The sequence below is a fragment of the Pseudomonas sp. ESBL9 genome (assembly GCF_036668715.1).
Taxonomy (GTDB): domain Bacteria; phylum Pseudomonadota; class Gammaproteobacteria; order Pseudomonadales; family Pseudomonadaceae; genus Aquipseudomonas; species Aquipseudomonas lundensis.
The window spans coordinates 15,605-32,155 of the sequence record NZ_JAZEVV010000002.1; the positions used below are offsets into that span (position 1 = coordinate 15,605).

Below are 16,551 nucleotides of genomic sequence, written 5' to 3' on the forward strand. Positions count from 1 at the left end.
CAACCGGGCTTCTCGTGGGCGGGAGGGCCCATGGGCCGCTCCTGCCGTCAGTGTTCGTTATCAGCTTTCCAGCGCCTTGTACTTCTCGCGCAGGTGGTTTCGAATCCACACCGCCGACAGGTTCAGGGTCGCGATCACCAGCACCAGCAGCAGCGCCGTGGCGTATACCAGCGGCCGCGCAGCTTCAACGTTCGGGCTCTGGAAGCCCACGTCATAAATATGGAAGCCCAGGTGCATGATCTTCTGGTCCAGGTGCAGGTACGGGTAGTTGCCGTCCAGCGGCAGCGAAGGTGCCAGCTTGACCACACCCACCAGCATCAACGGTGCCACTTCGCCCGCTGCCCGCGCCACGGCGAGGATCATGCCGGTCATCATCGCCGGGCTGGCCATGGGCAATACGATCTTCCACAAGGTCTCAGACTTGGTCGCACCCAGCGCCAGCGAGCCTTCGCGCACCGTACGCGGAATCCGCGCCAGGCCTTCTTCCGTGGCCACGATCACCACAGGAACCGCCAGCAGCGCCAGCGTCAGCGAGGCCCACATCAGGCCCGGCGTACCAAACGTCGGCGCGGGCAGTGCCTCGGCAAAGAACAGACGGTCAACCGAGCCGCCCAGCACGTACACAAAGAAGCCCAGACCAAACACGCCGTACACAATCGCCGGCACACCGGCCAGGTTATTCACAGCAATACGGATCACCCGGGTCAGGGTGTTCTGCTTGGCGTATTCACGCAGGTACACCGCCGCCAGCACACCGAACGGCGTGACGATCACGGCCATGATCAGGGTCATCATCACGGTGCCGAAAATCGCCGGGAAGATCCCGCCTTCTGTGTTGGCTTCACGCGGATCTTCGCTCAGGAATTCCCAAATGTTACTGAAGTACATCGCCAGCTTCTGCCAGCTGTTCATGGCGTTCGGCTGGTAGGCCTTGACCACTTTGCCGATGTTGATTTCGAGTTCTTTGCCGTTGGCATCGCGGGCCGTCAGGCTGTCGCGATTGAACTGGGCATGCAGATCACCCAAGCGGTCTTCAATCGCTTTGTAGCGCGCATTCAGCTCGGCACGTTCGGCTTCCATGTCCGCCTGGGCTTGCGGTGTCAGTTTGCCTTCCAGCTCCAGCTTGCGACCCTGCAGGCGGATCCGCTCCAAGCCATAGTTGATGGCGCCAATGTCTTTCTTTTCCAACTGGCTGAGTTGCTTGGCCAGATCGTTGACGCGCTTGACTCGCGCTTGCAGCTCAGGCCACGCCGCTTCACCTTCGGCAATCACCTTGCCGTTTTCTTTCACATTGACCAGGTAGCCGTAGAAGTTGCCCCACTCACGGCGCTCGATGGCCAGTAACTCGGGCGGGGTCTTCAGGTCGGTCAGCCACTCGCCCACCACCCAGGAAAAGTCGTTGCCGTTCAGGTCACGGTTGCCGACCTTGATCAGCTCGCGGGTCATGAACTCCGGGCCTTGCTCCGGCACCGGCAAACCGGCGCTTTTCAGGCGCTCGCGGGGCACTTCTTCCTTTTGCACCACTTCGCCCAGCACCACGTGATGGGCAGAGCCCGGCACGTTGTACTGCGCCAGCACCAAATCGGCCGGCCAAAAGTGGCCCAACCCGCGCACCGCAATCACGGCCAGCAAACCAATGGTCATGATGACCGCGAGCGACACTGCGCCACCGCTGATCCAGACGCCCGGGGCGCCGCTCTTGAACCAACCTTTGAGGGAATTCTGTTTCACAGACTTCTACCTTCCTTAAAGCGACGAATATTTCTTGCGCAGACGCTGACGGATCAGCTCAGCGAGAGTGTTCATGATGAAGGTGAACAACAGCAGCACCAGCGCCGAGAGGAACAGCACACGGTAGTGACTGCCGCCCACTTCGGACTCCGGCATCTCCACCGCCACGTTCGCCGCCAAGGTACGCAAGCCTTCGAACAGGTTCATTTCCATGACCGGCGTGTTGCCCGTGGCCATCAGTACGATCATGGTCTCGCCCACCGCACGGCCCATGCCGATCATCAGGGCCGAGAAAATCCCCGGGCTGGCGGTCAGGATCACCACGCGGGTCATGGTTTGCCACGGCGTGGCACCCAGCGCCAGCGACCCCAGCGTCAGGCCGCGCGGCACGCTGAACACGGCATCTTCAGCAATCGAGTAAATGTTCGGGATCACGGCAAAACCCATCGCCAGGCCGACCACCAGAGCGTTGCGCTGGTCATAGGTGATGCCCAGGTCGTGGGAGATCCACAAGCGCATGTCACCGCCGAAGAACCAGGCTTCCATGAACGGGCTCATGTACAGCGACAACCAGCCAATGAACAGAATCACCGGGATCAGAATCAGGCTTTCCCAGCCATCCGGTACGCGCAGGCGGATCGAGTCCGGCAGACGGCTCCAGGTGAAGCCCGCCAGCAAAATCCCGATCGGCAGCAGCATTAACAGGCTGAAAATCCCCGGCAGATGCCCCTCGACATACGGCGCCAAAAACAGACCGGCGAAGAAGCCCAGAATCACGGTCGGCATCGCTTCCATCAGTTCGATCACCGGCTTGACCTTGCGGCGCAGGCTCGGGGCCATGAAGTACGCGGTGTAGATCGCGGCGGCCACCGCCAGCGGTGCAGCCAGTAACATCGCATAGAACGCCGCTTTCAACGTACCGAAGGTCAGCGGTGCAAGGCTCATCTTCGGTTCGAAGTCGGTGTTGGCCGCGGTCGACTGCCAGACGTATTTCGGTTCGTCGTAGTTCTCGTACCAGACCTTGCTCCACAGCGCGCTCCAGGACACTTCCGGGTGCGGGTTCTTCAAGGTCAAGGGCAGCAGCTTGCCGCCCTCTTCCACGATGACGCGGTTGGCGCGAGGCGACAGCGCCATAATGCCCGGGCCTTCAGCGACCTTCTCGACCAGCAGGGTGCGATGCGCGGTGCTGTGGAACACACCGATGTCACCGGCAGCGTCCAGCGCCAGGAAACCCTTGCGGCGTTGTTCGGCGGTGATTTCAACAATCGGCGAGTCGCCCATCTTGAAGCTGCGGATGTGCTTGAAGCGCTGTTCGCCATCGGGGTCGCGGGCCATGAACCACTGGCTCAGGCTGCCGGTGGAGTCACCCAGGATCAGCGAAATGCCACCCACCAACTGCGTACTGGCAGTGATTTCAGTGGTGGCGTCTTCGGCCAGTTTGTAACGGCCATTCAAGCTTCTGTCGCGCAGGCTGAACACGTCGGCCTGAGCGCGGCCATTGATGACATACAGCCATTGCTGACGCGGGTCGATGTACAGCGCTTTGACCTTCTCGGTCATCTGCGGCAGCTCGATGCGGGTCTCGGAGTTCGTGACCTCACCCGTCATCATGTTTTCTTCACTGGCCAACGACAGCACGTGCAATTGCGCGCCGGTCGAGCCCGCCAGCACCAGCGTCGAATCGTTCACGCTGAGGTTCACGTGATCCAGCGCACGCCCTTGAGGGTCAAGCGCGACAGGCGCCTCGCCGTACGGGTATTCGATGGCCGGGCTGATGGTCTTTTTGCCATCCGGGTAGCTGACTTTATACGTGTGGCGAAACACCAGCGCCTGGCCGTTGGACAAGCCCAGGACCACCACCGGGTTACCCGGCTGATCCTCGCCCAGCGACGTCACATGGGTGTCGGCGGGCAGCGGCAGGTTCACGCGGGAGAGTTCTTCGCCGCTCTTGGCATTGAAGAACAGCACCATGCCCTGATCGGACACGCGCATACCGACCTGATTTTGCTCTTCGACCGACAGCATCAACGGCTTGCCTGCGTCCTGCATCCACACAGGCGTAATCGCCTGCTTGGCATTCAGGTCGGCGCCCTGGAACAGCGGCAGCACCACATAACCGAGGAAGAAGAAAATCAGTGTGATCGCGCCGAGCACGGCAAGACCGCCGATAAACACATACCAGCGGGTCAGGTGATCTTTGAGCGCACGCATGCGGCGCTTGCGTTGCAGTTCAGGCGTATTGAAATCAATGCGCTTGGGAGCGGATGTCGTAGTCATTGGGGAATTGGCCAGATCATTCATGCGCACACCCTAGCGGTCCTGTATGACAAAAAGATGACAAAGCAGTGACGCAAAAAAGCCGCTGCCCAGTGGTGCTGGCAGCGGAATGGAAAATTGAGTAGTTACCGGGCTCACAACCTGTGGTCACTGGCGCAGACTGAGCGTCGTGCTCGCAGCCTGCGCCAGCCGCTACAGGGTTATGCGCCTTCTTTCAAACCCAGGTCAGCCAAGGCTTTGGCAGCGACTTTGGCTGGCAGCGGGATGTAGCCATCCTTGACCACGACTTCTTGACCTTGCTTGGACAGCACCAGCTTGATGAACTCGGCTTCCAGCGGGTTCAGTGGCTTGTTCGGTGCTTTGTTCACGTACACGTAGAGGAAACGCGACAACGGGTATTTGCCGTTCAAGGCGTTTTCTTCGGTGTCTTCAACGAACTCCGTGCTGCCTTTTTTGGCTAGCGGTACGGTTTTCACGCTGGCGGTTTTGTAACCGATGCCCGAATAACCGATGCCGTTGAGCGAGCTGCTGATCGACTGCACCACCGAAGCCGAGCCCGGCTGTTCGTTCACGTTTGGCTTGAAGTCACCTTTGCACAGGGCTTCTTCCTTGAAGTAACCGTAGGTGCCGGACACCGAGTTACGACCAAACAGTTGCACCGGCTTGTTGGCCAGATCGCCGGTCACCCCCAGGTCACCCCAGGTTTTGATGTCCGATTTGCCGCCACACAGACGCGTGGAGGAGAAGACAGCGTCAACTTGCTCCATGGTCATGTGCTTGATCGGGTTGTCTTTGTGCACGAACACCGCCAGGGCATCGACAGCCACCGGGATAGCGGTCGGCTTGTAGCCGTACTTCTGCTCGAAGGCCGCCAGTTCGTTGTCTTTCATCTTGCGGCTCATCGGGCCCAGGTTAGCGGTGCCTTCAGTGATCGCCGGTGGCGCGGTCGAAGAACCGGCAGCCTGAATCTGGATATTGACGTTCGGGTATTCTTTTTTGTAAGCCTCAGCCCACAAGGTCATCAGGTTCGCCAGGGTATCGGAACCAACGCTGGAGAGGTTACCCGACACACCGGTGGTCTTAACGTACGGCTGGATTGCCGGATCAACACCCGCGGCAACCGCATTCGCAGTTGCAACGCCTGCGGCGACAAAAGTCAGGGCCGCCATCACACGCTTCAGTCTCATGCCTTACTCCTAGCAAACGGGGTTAGATGAATCGGGGGCCAGTATCTGCAGGCCATGTGACTACTCTATGAACCGATTGTGACAATTAGATGAAAGGCCAGCATTCGCAATGAATGGCTGGCCTTTTAAAGAGAAGTGTTGTGATGCGCAAACGCTATAGCCTGCGGGTCAGCGCCCTTTCTTCCAAAGATAAGCACCCACCAACAACCCCATCGTACAAATGATTGCAACGTAATACGCCGGGCCCATCGGGCTTTCTTTGAGCAATAAGGTCACGGCCATCGGGGTCAGACCGCCGAAAATGGCATAGGCCAAGTTGTAGGAAAACGACAAACCGCTGAAACGCACAACTGGCGGGAACGCCTTGACCATGACATACGGCACAGCGCCAATGGTTCCTACGAACAAACCACTCAACGCGTACAACGGAAACAGCCAATCCGGGTGTTGCAACAGGCTGTGGTAGAAGGTCCACGAGGTGATCAACAGCGCAGCACACCCGAAGACAAACACCTTGCCCGCCCCAAACCGATCCGCCAGCGCACCCGACGCAATACACCCCAGGCTCAAAAAGACAATCGCCAGGCTATTGGCTTTCAGCGAAACCGTGGCCGAGAAGCCATAAATGGTTTGCAGCACGGTCGGGGTCATCAAGATCACCACGATGATCCCGGCCGACAGCAACCACGTCAGCAGCATCGACACGGCGATGGCGCCACGGTGATCGCGCAGTACGGTTTTGAGCGGCACTTCTTCTGCCAATGCCTTGCGCAGTTGCAACTCGGCAAACACAGGGGTTTCGTGCAACCAGCGACGCAGGTAGACCGAAAACAAACCAAACACACCGCCCAGCAGGAAGGGAATACGCCACGCGTAGTCCGACACCTCCACCGGGGTGTAAATCGTGTTGATAGCCGTGGCCACCAGCGAGCCCAGCAAAATACCCGCCGTCAGGCCGCAGGTCAGCGTGCCGCAGGCATAGCCCACATGCCGTGGCGGCACGTGCTCGGCCACAAAGACCCAGGCCCCCGGCACTTCACCCCCAATGGCTGCGCCCTGAATCACTCGCATCAACAGCAACAGGATCGGCGCCCACATGCCAATCTGCGCATAGGTGGGCAACAACCCCATGATCAGTGTCGGCACAGCCATCATGAAAATGCTCAAGGTGAACATCTTCTTGCGCCCCAGCAGGTCGCCAAAGTGCGCCATGACAATGCCACCCAACGGCCGCGCCAGATAACCGGCCGCGAAAATACCGAAGGTCTGCATCAACCGTAGCCACTCGGGCATGTCGGCCGGGAAAAACAGCTTGCCGACCACCGTGGCAAAGAACACAAAAATAATGAAATCGTAAAACTCCAGCGCACCGCCCAAGGCGGACAGCGACAAGGTTTTGTAGTCATTACGGGTCAGGGGACGCGAGGGAGGCGCAGCACTGGAAGGCTCGGTGATCATCGGATTTGGGCATCTCTTATTAGGCTAGGCAAAAGCAGCAACACCGCCGGCATCGGCCGGGCGGTCCCGAACGATAACAAATTGTCTGCAAAAGCACAGAGGTAGACGTGTCGGCCTTTTAAAAAGCAGAATCAGACGGTCGTCGACGGCGTTGCCGACCGATATACTCGCGGACCGTAAGCAACGACCTACGGATGGTGAGTGGCTGTACGAAACGCCCTAATGCGTCCCTTCAGCCGATACATCGACGATGTTTCCCCTTGGTGCGGCTTGGGAAGAACGTGACGAACGCAGTATGTTCGGGCTGAATCGTTTTTCTAAAGACGCTTTTTCACCCGCAATACACATGATGAATCACGGGTCAGAGGCCCTTCGGCATGCTAGAGCTCGAACAAGAAGATCCAATCCCGCAAGGCGACCTGGCCTTGCAAATTACTGCCCTGCCCCGCGAAACCAATGGTTTTGGCGATATTTTCGGCGGTTGGCTGGTGTCCCAGATGGACCTCGCCGGCACGGCCATGGCCAGCAAAGTGGCGGGCGGACGTGTCGCCACCGTCGCCATCGACCGCATGGCGTTTCTGGTCCCGGTCGCCGTCGGCGCGCAATTGTCCTTCTACACCCAGGCCCTGGAAATCGGCCGCAGTTCGATTCAGATGATGGTCGAAGTGTGGAGCGACGACCCGCTCTCCAGCGAATGGCGCAAAGTGACCGAAGCGGTATTTGTGTTCGTCGCCATCGATGGCAGCGGCCGCACGCGCTCAGTGCCGCCACGCCGTTAAACCTGACGGTGTTTTGCCTGTCTACTGCTGCCCTTGTCCTGTCATAGAGAGCCTGTCATGCACTGCCACCCGTCACTCCCGAGCACTTCACTGAAATTGGGCGAGCTGGACTGCTGGCACTTTATCCACGGGCAAGCGCAACTGCTGATCGCCAAACAGGGCGCACAGGTGCTCAGTTATCAGGTCGGCAAGGACAAGCCGGTGATCTGGCTGAACGAAAAAGCCCAGTACACCCACGGCAAAGGCATTCGCACCGGCGTACCGATTTGCTGGCCCTGGTTTGGCAACCTGGCCCTCAACCCGCCCAGCGTGCAAGCCATGCGCGTCAACACAGAACCCGCCACGGCCCATGGTCTGGTGCGCACGCGAGAGTGGGAATTGCACGATTACGATGACGCCGGCGAGGCGCTGCATATAGCGCTGCGTTTGCCTCAGGTTGAGGGCGGCCTGCCAGGCTGGCCGCACGACGTGACCCTGACCCTGCACATCCGCCTCGACACTCAACTGCACCTGAACCTCGTCAGCCATAACCGCAGCGACACCGCCGTGAGCATCAGCCAAGCGCTGCACAGCTATTTTGCGGTCAGCGATGTGCGCCAGGTGCATGTCGAAGGCGTGGAGGGGCTGACCTACATCGAAACCCTGGATGACTGGAAACGCGTCAAGCAGTCAGGGGATTTGACCTTTAGCGGCGAAACCGACCGCATCTACCTCGACACCCCTGACACACTGAGCATCGTTGACCCTGAATGGGAACGTCGCATCACCCTCAAGAGCGAGGGTTCACGCAGCGCCGTGATCTGGAACCCGTGGATCGACAAGACCGCGCGTTTCAACGACATGGCCGCCGACGGCTGGCAGCGCATGCTGTGCATCGAAACGGCCAATGTGATGGACGACGTGATCACACTGGAACCGGACGCCAGCCACACGCTGGGCGTCAGTATCAGCGCAAACGTGCTTTAACCTCTGCAATCGCTGACGGGCAGCCGCGATCAATGCGCGGCCCGTCAGCGACTGGCAACAGCCTTACAGATCCTCTTCCTTCACCACCCGCACCTGCCCGGCGTCCAGCGCATACGCCGCATCGGCCAGATCATTGCTGACCTTTTCAACCTTCAACGTCCCCGTGACCCACAGCGGCGTGTAAATGTCATCCAGCTTCAAGCCTTTTGGATAACGTACCAGCACCAGTTGATTGGGAGGCGGCGGCGGAACGTGGATACAGGCACCCGGATAAGGCACAAGGAAAAACAGCGTGCTGCGCCCTTTCGCGTCGCTTTCCAGCGGCACTGGATAGCCGCCCAGACGGATGTGCTTGCCGTTCATGCTGGCCACTGTCTTGGTGGAATACATCACGGCCGGCAGGCCTTTACTTTGTTTCAGGCCACCCTTATCGGTAAACGTCCCCTGAGCTTCAGGCGAGTCGTGGTCGATTTCAGGCATCTGTTCGAGGGCCATTTGATCCGACTTGGGCATCAGGTCGAGCCAGTCGGTTTCCGGCAGGTCTGCCGCGTGTACCAGGCTTGCGCCCAGCAAAAGAAAGGTCATTACAAGACGGCGCATGGCGGACTCAATTAAGAAAGACGTAAGACGCCGCGCATTCTAGCGCTCTCTGCGCCGGGCGCAGAGAGCACCCACGTCCGATCAGCTCTTTTTTGAGACCAGGCCGTAAATGACCAGCAGAATCACGGCACCGACCACGGCACCAATAAAGCCGGCACCTTCGCCCGCCTTGTAGATACCCAGCGCTTGGCCGCCATAGGTGGCTGCCAACGAACCGCCGATACCCAGCAGGATGGTCATGATCCAGCCCATGCTGTCATCGCCCGGCTTCAGGAAACGGGCCAGCAGGCCAACGATCAAGCCGATAAAAATGGTTCCGATAATGCCCATGGACGCTTCCTCTCTTTAAATGGCGTTAAACCAAAGCCTAGTCAGCACTTTGGCATCACGCCATCAGAGGGCGGCGGCAACCGAATGGTTCCCGCCGATGTACCGCTCAGGCTTCGTCGATCAGTGCTTCGACCCGCAGGATCTGCGCTTGCAGGGTCGCCATGTCGGCGCAACGCAGGTTGGCGTGACCCACTTTGCGGCCCGCCTTGAACGCCTTGCCATAGTGATGCAAATGGCAGTCGGCAATCGCGATCACCCTCTCAACCGGTGGCACCGTGCCAATAAAGTTGAGCATGGCGCTCTCGCCCACTTTGGCGGTCGAGCCCAATGGCAGCCCGGCAATGGCACGCAGGTGGTTTTCAAACTGGCTGCACTCGGCGCCTTCGGTGGTCCAGTGGCCCGAATTGTGAACGCGGGGCGCGATTTCGTTGGCCTTGAGGCCACCGTCGACTTCAAAGAACTCGAACGCCATCACGCCCACGTAATCCAGCTGCTTAAGCACCCGGCTGGAGTAGTCTTCAGCCAGTGCTTGCAGCGGGTGATCGGTGCTGGCAACCGACAGCTTGAGAATGCCGCTGTCGTGGGTGTTGTGCACCAACGGGTAGAACCGGGTTTCGCCATCACGACCGCGCACGGCGATCAGCGACACTTCACCCGTGAACGGCACGAATCCTTCCAGCAGGCACGCGACGCTGCCCAGCTCGGCAAACGTCCCCACCACATCGGCTGGGGTGCGCAGCACTTTCTGGCCCTTGCCGTCGTAACCCAGGGTGCGGGTTTTGAGCACGGCTGGCAGGCCAATGCTGGCCACCGCTGCATCCAGATCCGCCTGGGACTGAATGTCGGCAAAGGCCGGGGTAGGAATACCCAAGTCCTTGAACAGGCTTTTTTCGAACCAGCGATCACGGGCAATGCGCAGCGCATCGGCACTCGGGTACACCGGTACGAATTGCGACAGGAACGCCACGGTTTCGGCTGGCACGCTTTCGAACTCAAAGGTCACCAGATCGACTTCGTCCGCCAACTGGCGCAGGTGATCCTGATCCCCGTAATCCGCACGGATATGCTCGCCCAAAGGCGCCGCACAGGCGTCGGGCGCCGGGTCAAGGAAGGCGAAGTTCATGCCCAGCGGAGTGCCCGCCAGAGCCAGCATGCGACCCAACTGGCCGCCACCGATTACACCGATTTTCATCGTCAGAAACCTCAGGCCAGGCGCGGGTCTGGATTGTCCAGCACGCTGTCAGTCTGTTCAGCACGGAATGCTTTCAAAACGGTATGGAATTGCGGGTGTTTGGCGCCCAGGATGCTGGCGGACAACAACGCGGCGTTGATCGCCCCGGCCTTGCCGATGGCCAGCGTCGCCACCGGAATGCCCGCGGGCATTTGCACGATCGACAGCAGCGAGTCGACACCCGACAGCATCGACGACTGGACCGGTACGCCGAGTACAGGCAAATGGGTTTTAGCCGCACACATGCCTGGCAAGTGGGCTGCGCCACCGGCACCGGCAATGATGACCTCGATTCCGCGGCCTTCGGCCTCTTCGGCATACTGGAACAGCAAATCCGGCGTTCGGTGGGCAGAGACCACTTTCACTTCATAAGGGATGCCGAGTTTTTCCAGCATATCGGCGGTGTGGCTGAGGGTGGACCAATCGGACTTGGAGCCCATGATCACGCCTACCAGTGCACTCATCGTCGCGCCTCTTCTCTTGGGCGCCCGCAGGCGCGTCAAAAAACAACAAGCCACGTGGGGGATCCGACGTGGCTTGTTATAGGAATTAAGGCCGGTCAAGCCAGCCGAAGGCCGCGCAGTATACCCCAAAGAAGTGCGTTAACAGCACCTTTGACGACCATCTGTCCGCAGCCGTTTAAATCCGGCAAACACCCGGTTTTACTGACCCTTGGGTCAGGCCACAGGCATGCCCGCGATCCCGCCACCACGCCGGCAAACAATCGAAAAAGCCTACAGCTACAGGCGAAATAAACAGGTCGACTCACAGACACCGCGCGTCGTTAAAACCACCCCCTGCGCCTTAACTGATGAAGTCACCTTGAAAAACTGACATGACACCGCGTCCTGCACACCCGGCGAGGCGCTCTTCATACATAAAAGGATTTATCGATGAAGCCCATCACGTTTCATATTTTTGTTCACGACGATGTCACCCTGAGCGACCGTGTCCTCGGCCTTCAATATTTCAAAAAGTTCACTGAAGAAATCTCCGCCATTACAGGACGTTCGTTCGAATTCAACATGCTCAGAAACATCCCGGGCGTCACGAACTTCAAATACGCTTCTCAAAATGCCCAAGCAGTCGCTGACCGCTGGATGGCGGTGGCCGCCGACTATAGAAACACCCACAACTTGGGCTGGACCCGCACCGACCGTTACATTTTGGTCACCCAGGGCAAAATTAATGACCAGGTATTAGGTGCGGCCCTCCCGCGACAACCCGCGCTGATTGCCAGTGTCAGCAGCTATCAAGTGATTGCCCATGAAGTTGGGCACAGTTTCACAGCGACCCATGAAGATGCCGAAATCGGCTGGAACGCGTGGGGTTTGCCGTGTGAAACCTATGTGTTTCCCGAGGTGAGTAAAAACCGTGCCAATTGCTATCGCTATACCCCGAAAAACCGTGAGCACATTGTTAATTACCTGAAAGACGTCCCTTAAAAAAGACCCGTGCTGTTTTCCATCACGCCATAAGCGGGCACTACACCCTCACGAAAGCGTGCGGTACGTGCAAGTTGCTCAGCCAGCTTGCGGAACTTATTAGCCTGTCTCAGGACTTTAAAATGCTGCCGATTAACATCCATACGTATGTTCACGACACCGTTCAAGAAACGAACGACAAACAACTTGAATATTTATTTTTTAGTGTATTTACGCCGGAGTTATCTGAAATAACAGGGCGTGAGGTCACCGTTACGTTCCATCGTAATGTGCCGGGCATAACAGACTTTAGCTATGCCCATTATTCAGACTGCTACTCAGATTTATGCGCCTTTGAAGAAGCGATAAGCGCTGATCTTCAAACAGCGTTCGCGGCCTGCAAGGCCAACTCGCCGAGACCCGCAAAGCTGACAGACATTGACCTGCTGTTGATCGATGGCTACCTCGTTAAATCCCTACAGGTTGAAGGCATCGCGCTACCCGAGGCCAATATCGCATGCGCCACCACCTTCGGCCGTGTGGTGGTCGCCCATGAAGTGGGCCACTGCTTGGGGGCCACCCATGAGGATGCCGCGCTGTACAGAGACACCCAATTCAATGACCCCTATCACTGCGCCACATTCATGGCCACCCAGCGCCCGGAATGGACGTGCGCACTCTTTGGCTACAGTGCAGAGAACCGCTACAACATTCATAACTACTTAAAGGATGCCCCTTAAGCGCTTTACGCCAAGTGGCTGATTCAACTGCTCACTCAAGCGATGAATGAAACGGGCAAAGCCGGATCCAGAGGCCTTGCCCTTCACGTCGCCGAAGGCGCGGCGCCACCTTCGAGTTTGCGCCACAACAACCGCACGTTGGCCTTGCGTACCAACGCGCAGCGGTACAAACGAATCTCCAGCGGCACGTGCCACTGCGGGCCGCCACACACCACCAGTTCGCCGCGTGCCAGCTCGGCGCGCACACTCAAATGCGGCACCCACGCAATGCCCAACCCTTCCAGCGCCATGCTTTTGAGGCTGTCCGCCATGGCGGTTTCATAAATAGTGGTAAAGCGCAGGCTGCGCTGGCGCAGCAACAAATTGACCGAACGGCCTAAAAAAGCCCCCGCGCTGTAGGCCAGCAAGGGCACGCTTGCATCGCCTTCCAGGTCGAACAGCGGCTTGCCGTCCGCATCGGCGGCGCACACCGGCAACATCTCGGTATTGCCTAAATGCAGCGACGGGAAAATCTCCGGGTCCATCTGCAACGCCGCGTCCGGGTCGTAAAACGCCAGCATCAAATCGCAACCGCCCTCACGTAATGCGTGCACCGCGTCTCCGACGTTAGTCGCAACAAGACGTGTCGCAATGTTCAGCCCTTCGTTACGCAATTGGGCGATCCAGCGCGGGAAAAAACCCAGCGCCAACGAGTGAGCGGCAGCCACTTGCATGACCTCGCCCTGCCCGCCTTCGAGGTGATGCAGGTGACGCAACACCTCCCCAAGCTGCTCGACCACTGTGCGCGCCGTGACCAAAAACAACTGACCGGCCGCGGTCAACTCCACCGGGGTGCGGGAACGATTCACCAACGTCAGCCCCAAGGCCGCTTCGAGGCTGCGAATACGTCGACTGAAGGCCGGTTGCGTCACAAAACGACGCTCAGCCGCTTGAGAAAAACTGCGCGTGGCGGCCAGGGCACTGAAGTCCTCCAGCCATTTACTTTCGAGATTCATCGAGCCTCCCAGAGGCGCACCAAATTGGGTCACACGTTCGACGCGCCCGTCGCGTCACGTCGGCATTATGCCGTTTCTGCATAGGATAGTGTTTAAAGGCATTGGCCCAAAATACCCCGCAAGCCTAGGATTCGCAGCGTTCCGGCCTATACCGGGTCCTTATCGAGATGATTTCTATCATGTCCTCCGCTGCATCTTTCCGCACTGAAAAAGACCTGCTTGGCGTACTCGAAGTACCCGCTCAAGCGTATTACGGCATCCAGACCCTGCGAGCGGTGAATAACTTCCGTCTCTCCGGCGTTCCGATTTCGCATTACCCAAAGTTGGTTGTGGCCCTGGCCATGGTCAAGCAAGCCGCGGCAGATGCTAACCGCGAACTGGGCCACCTGAGCGCGCCAAAGCACGCGGCCATCAGTGAAGCCTGCGCCCGTCTGGTGCGCGGCGACTTCCACGAAGAGTTCGTGGTGGACATGATTCAAGGCGGCGCTGGCACTTCAACCAACATGAATGCCAACGAAGTCATCGCCAACATCGCACTGGAGGCCATGGGCCACCAGAAAGGCGAATACCAATACCTGCACCCTAACAACGACGTGAACATGGCGCAGTCCACCAACGACGCCTACCCGACGGCCATCCGTCTGGGCCTGTTGTTGGGTCACGATGCGCTGCTGGCCAGCCTCGACAGCCTGATTCAAGCGTTCGCGGCCAAAGGGGTTGAGTTCAACCACGTCCTGAAAATGGGCCGTACCCAGCTGCAAGACGCCGTGCCGATGACCCTCGGCCAGGAATTCCACGCATTCGCCACCACCTTGGGCGAAGACTTGGCTCGCCTGAAAACACTGGCGCCAGAGCTGCTGACCGAAGTGAACCTGGGCGGTACTGCCATCGGGACCGGTATTAACGCCGACCCGCGCTACCAGAACCTGGCTGTGACCCGTCTGGCCACCATCAGCGGCCACCCGCTGGTGCCGGCCGCCGACTTGATCGAAGCCACCTCGGACATGGGCGCATTCGTCCTGTTCTCCGGCATGCTCAAGCGTACCGCCGTCAAACTGTCGAAGATCTGCAACGACCTGCGCCTGCTGTCCAGCGGCCCACGTACCGGCATCAACGAAATCAACCTGCCAGCGCGCCAGCCCGGCAGCTCGATCATGCCTGGCAAGGTCAACCCGGTTATCCCGGAAGCCGTTAACCAAGTGGCGTTCCAGATCATCGGTAACGACTTGGCACTGACCATCGCCGCCGAAGGTGGCCAACTGCAATTGAACGTGATGGAGCCCTTGATCGCCTTCAAGATCTTCGACTCGATCCGCCTGCTGCAACGTGCCATGGACATGCTGCGCGAACACTGCATCGTCGGCATCACCGCCAACGAAGCGCGCTGCCGCGAACTGGTCGAACACTCGATCGGTCTGGTGACTGCACTGAACCCGTACATCGGCTATGAAAACGCCACCCGCATCGCCCGTATCGCCCTCGAAAGCGGCCGCGGCGTGCTGGAACTGGTGCGCGAAGAAGGCTTGCTCGACGACGCCATGCTCGACGACATCCTGCGCCCGGAAAACATGATTGCTCCGCGTCTGGTGCCTCTGAAGGCCTGATGCGGTAACACGATCACCAGGTCGAGGGACTAGACACCTCTCACCTTTTGAGGACTTGCAGATTTATCTGCAGGTCCTTTTTTTTTTGCTCGCCTGTCGTTGCACCCAACAGGGGTTTGACGCGCCTGTCGCCAAGCAGGCGCGTGCGGCTTAGTGCGCCACTAGACAGTCCAGCGATTTGTCGACGTACGCCTTGGCCAGCTCCGCCAAATGCACAATCGACAACACCACATCACGCGGCGACCCGTTCAATCCATTCCCCGCCTCGCTCGCCGTTGCTCCCATGCAGCGCAACAAGTCTGACGCCTGGGCCAGGGCCGCTTCTAAATTGACACTGTCGGGTATGGCATACGTGGCAGTGCCCACGGGGCGAGCAGGCTGATGGTCGTTAAGGTAGTAATTGAGCGCGCGCTCGGCGGCCGCACGGTCAAGTGACAGGGCAAGGCACTCAGCCGCATCCGACAGGCCGGACGAAGGGGGATCTGGAACAATTTTTTTCATGACATGACTCCCAATCAATTCAAGGAGCTGACACCCGTCGCTACTAAACGATGGGTGGCAGCCGTACGCAGGTTAGTAGACCGGTGATCAGGAGAACCGGCGCGCTCGAAGGCGCCCTGCGCACGGCCACCATAAAACGTGAGGCCGAAAAAAAGCGCCTCGCGGAGGTGGCGCCTTGCGCCTGATCATATCGCCGGGCTACTAAACCCGACCGCTGAGTGTGCAGCGGTGGGCCGAGACTAGACCCCGAAATTGGCAGGCGCAAGCGAACGGGATTTTCAAGGAAGTTTCTGCGGAATGAAAGGGAAGCATCGTACGAAAACCCTGATTTTCAGCGGTTTTCAGCCACGCCGGCGTGGCCTTGAGCAGCGTTCTGCGGGCCTCATGCGGCCTGCTACAGCACCCGGGTGAACAATGCCCGTCCATCCGATGTTCAACCCCCTCCACACGAAGGTTGCGGCCGGTGCTCGCACCCTCTGAATCGCGGTTAATTCCTACATTTAAGCAGCGCTTTTCAGACGTATGCAGATGAAAAATCAATGGCTTATGCAGACGCTTCCACTGCGCCTAGGTATAGTGCCCGCCCTCTTGCCATGCATCGGCCCCGCAACAGCGGCCAGTGGCACTGCGCAAACAGCATCGTAAACCAAGCAGCAACATGGCCAGGATCGCCTTGATCGCCTACGTTTTCGCCCTGCACACACGGGTGTAACGCGATATTTCGATCC

General features: G+C 58.9%; 15 protein-coding genes. 5 read left to right on the top strand and 10 right to left on the bottom strand.

Annotation, left to right across the window (positions count from 1 at the left end):
• Positions 1–60: 60 nt before the first annotated feature.
• From pstA to V6F78_RS06560, 4 genes are all read right to left on the bottom strand, one after another.
• Positions 61–1,731, bottom strand: a complete 1,671-nt coding sequence (pstA, locus tag V6F78_RS06545; RefSeq protein WP_047279104.1) for a phosphate ABC transporter permease PstA — start codon at positions 1,729–1,731, stop codon at positions 61–63.
• Between the two features lie 15 nt (positions 1,732–1,746).
• Positions 1,747–4,032, bottom strand: coding sequence for an ABC transporter permease subunit (locus V6F78_RS06550; RefSeq protein WP_169859152.1), 2,286 nt, complete (start codon positions 4,030–4,032; stop codon positions 1,747–1,749).
• 176 nt (positions 4,033–4,208) lie between these two features.
• On the bottom strand, positions 4,209–5,195 hold the full coding sequence (locus tag V6F78_RS06555) for a phosphate ABC transporter substrate-binding protein PstS (RefSeq protein WP_047279100.1): 987 nt from the start codon (positions 5,193–5,195) through the stop codon (positions 4,209–4,211).
• A 168-nt stretch (positions 5,196–5,363) separates the two neighbouring features.
• A complete protein-coding gene (locus V6F78_RS06560; protein WP_047279098.1) occupies positions 5,364–6,653 on the bottom strand; it encodes an MFS transporter in 1,290 nt (429 codons plus the stop codon).
• Positions 6,654–7,030: 377 nt separating this feature from the next.
• Between V6F78_RS06560 and V6F78_RS06565 the strand changes: the two genes are divergently transcribed.
• Both V6F78_RS06565 and V6F78_RS06570 read left to right on the top strand, forming a co-directional pair.
• The gene (locus V6F78_RS06565) at positions 7,031–7,432 is read left to right on the top strand and encodes an acyl-CoA thioesterase (RefSeq protein WP_003438129.1); all 402 of its coding nucleotides are present in this window, start codon (positions 7,031–7,033) and stop codon (positions 7,430–7,432) included.
• 57 nt (positions 7,433–7,489) lie between these two features.
• The gene (locus tag V6F78_RS06570; protein ID WP_332726869.1) at positions 7,490–8,398 is read left to right on the top strand and encodes a D-hexose-6-phosphate mutarotase; all 909 of its coding nucleotides are present in this window, start codon (positions 7,490–7,492) and stop codon (positions 8,396–8,398) included.
• A gap of 63 nt (positions 8,399–8,461) precedes the next feature.
• Here the strand turns inward: V6F78_RS06570 and V6F78_RS06575 are convergent, their stop codons facing one another.
• The 4 genes from V6F78_RS06575 to purE form a co-directional block, all read right to left on the bottom strand.
• Positions 8,462–8,998, bottom strand: coding sequence for a DUF3299 domain-containing protein (locus V6F78_RS06575; protein WP_047279093.1), 537 nt, complete (start codon positions 8,996–8,998; stop codon positions 8,462–8,464).
• An 81-nt stretch (positions 8,999–9,079) separates the two neighbouring features.
• Positions 9,080–9,328, bottom strand: coding sequence for a GlsB/YeaQ/YmgE family stress response membrane protein (locus tag V6F78_RS06580; RefSeq protein WP_047279090.1), 249 nt, complete (start codon positions 9,326–9,328; stop codon positions 9,080–9,082).
• 106 nt (positions 9,329–9,434) lie between these two features.
• Positions 9,435–10,520, bottom strand: a complete 1,086-nt coding sequence (locus V6F78_RS06585) for a 5-(carboxyamino)imidazole ribonucleotide synthase (RefSeq protein WP_047296527.1) — start codon at positions 10,518–10,520, stop codon at positions 9,435–9,437.
• 11 nt (positions 10,521–10,531) lie between these two features.
• A complete protein-coding gene (gene purE, locus V6F78_RS06590; protein ID WP_047279087.1) occupies positions 10,532–11,023 on the bottom strand; it encodes a 5-(carboxyamino)imidazole ribonucleotide mutase in 492 nt (163 codons plus the stop codon).
• 429 nt (positions 11,024–11,452) lie between these two features.
• On the opposite strand from purE, the gene V6F78_RS06595 reads away from it, so the two are divergent.
• The gene (locus tag V6F78_RS06595; protein ID WP_052959446.1) at positions 11,453–12,004 is read left to right on the top strand and encodes a reprolysin-like metallopeptidase; all 552 of its coding nucleotides are present in this window, start codon (positions 11,453–11,455) and stop codon (positions 12,002–12,004) included.
• A gap of 122 nt (positions 12,005–12,126) precedes the next feature.
• Positions 12,127–12,723 (top strand): hypothetical protein, encoded by a 597-nt coding sequence (locus tag V6F78_RS06600; RefSeq protein ID WP_332726873.1) that lies wholly within the window; start codon positions 12,127–12,129, stop codon positions 12,721–12,723.
• An 83-nt stretch (positions 12,724–12,806) separates the two neighbouring features.
• On the opposite strand, the gene V6F78_RS06605 is transcribed toward V6F78_RS06600, so the two are convergent.
• Positions 12,807–13,718, bottom strand: coding sequence for a LysR substrate-binding domain-containing protein (locus V6F78_RS06605; protein WP_047279700.1), 912 nt, complete (start codon positions 13,716–13,718; stop codon positions 12,807–12,809).
• 179 nt (positions 13,719–13,897) lie between these two features.
• On the opposite strand from V6F78_RS06605, the gene aspA reads away from it, so the two are divergent.
• Positions 13,898–15,322, top strand: coding sequence for an aspartate ammonia-lyase (aspA, locus tag V6F78_RS06610; RefSeq protein WP_047279083.1), 1,425 nt, complete (start codon positions 13,898–13,900; stop codon positions 15,320–15,322).
• A 150-nt stretch (positions 15,323–15,472) separates the two neighbouring features.
• Here aspA and V6F78_RS06615 read toward each other — a convergent pair whose 3' ends face one another.
• Positions 15,473–15,823 (bottom strand): DUF6124 family protein, encoded by a 351-nt coding sequence (locus V6F78_RS06615; RefSeq protein ID WP_047279701.1) that lies wholly within the window; start codon positions 15,821–15,823, stop codon positions 15,473–15,475.
• Positions 15,824–16,551: the final 728 nt, after the last annotated feature.

What these genes read in the sequence shown, in the direction of transcription:
- V6F78_RS06585 (WP_047296527.1), bottom strand. Translation starts at nt 10,520, where the DNA reads ATGAAAATCGGTGTAATCGGTGGCGGCCAGTTGGGTCGCATGCTGGCT.
- V6F78_RS06600 (WP_332726873.1), top strand. Translation starts at nt 12,127, where the DNA reads ATGCTGCCGATTAACATCCATACGTATGTTCACGACACCGTTCAAGAA.
- V6F78_RS06575 (WP_047279093.1), bottom strand. Translation starts at nt 8,998, where the DNA reads ATGCGCCGTCTTGTAATGACCTTTCTTTTGCTGGGCGCAAGCCTGGTA.
- V6F78_RS06560 (WP_047279098.1), bottom strand. Translation starts at nt 6,653, where the DNA reads ATGATCACCGAGCCTTCCAGTGCTGCGCCTCCCTCGCGTCCCCTGACC.
- V6F78_RS06615 (WP_047279701.1), bottom strand. Translation starts at nt 15,823, where the DNA reads ATGAAAAAAATTGTTCCAGATCCCCCTTCGTCCGGCCTGTCGGATGCG.
- V6F78_RS06550 (WP_169859152.1), bottom strand. Translation starts at nt 4,032, where the DNA reads ATGAATGATCTGGCCAATTCCCCAATGACTACGACATCCGCTCCCAAG.
- V6F78_RS06580 (WP_047279090.1), bottom strand. Translation starts at nt 9,328, where the DNA reads ATGGGCATTATCGGAACCATTTTTATCGGCTTGATCGTTGGCCTGCTG.
- V6F78_RS06565 (WP_003438129.1), top strand. Translation starts at nt 7,031, where the DNA reads ATGCTAGAGCTCGAACAAGAAGATCCAATCCCGCAAGGCGACCTGGCC.
- V6F78_RS06595 (WP_052959446.1), top strand. Translation starts at nt 11,453, where the DNA reads ATGAAGCCCATCACGTTTCATATTTTTGTTCACGACGATGTCACCCTG.
- purE (WP_047279087.1), bottom strand. Translation starts at nt 11,023, where the DNA reads ATGAGTGCACTGGTAGGCGTGATCATGGGCTCCAAGTCCGATTGGTCC.
- V6F78_RS06570 (WP_332726869.1), top strand. Translation starts at nt 7,490, where the DNA reads ATGCACTGCCACCCGTCACTCCCGAGCACTTCACTGAAATTGGGCGAG.
- V6F78_RS06555 (WP_047279100.1), bottom strand. Translation starts at nt 5,195, where the DNA reads ATGAGACTGAAGCGTGTGATGGCGGCCCTGACTTTTGTCGCCGCAGGC.
- aspA (WP_047279083.1), top strand. Translation starts at nt 13,898, where the DNA reads ATGTCCTCCGCTGCATCTTTCCGCACTGAAAAAGACCTGCTTGGCGTA.
- V6F78_RS06605 (WP_047279700.1), bottom strand. Translation starts at nt 13,718, where the DNA reads ATGAATCTCGAAAGTAAATGGCTGGAGGACTTCAGTGCCCTGGCCGCC.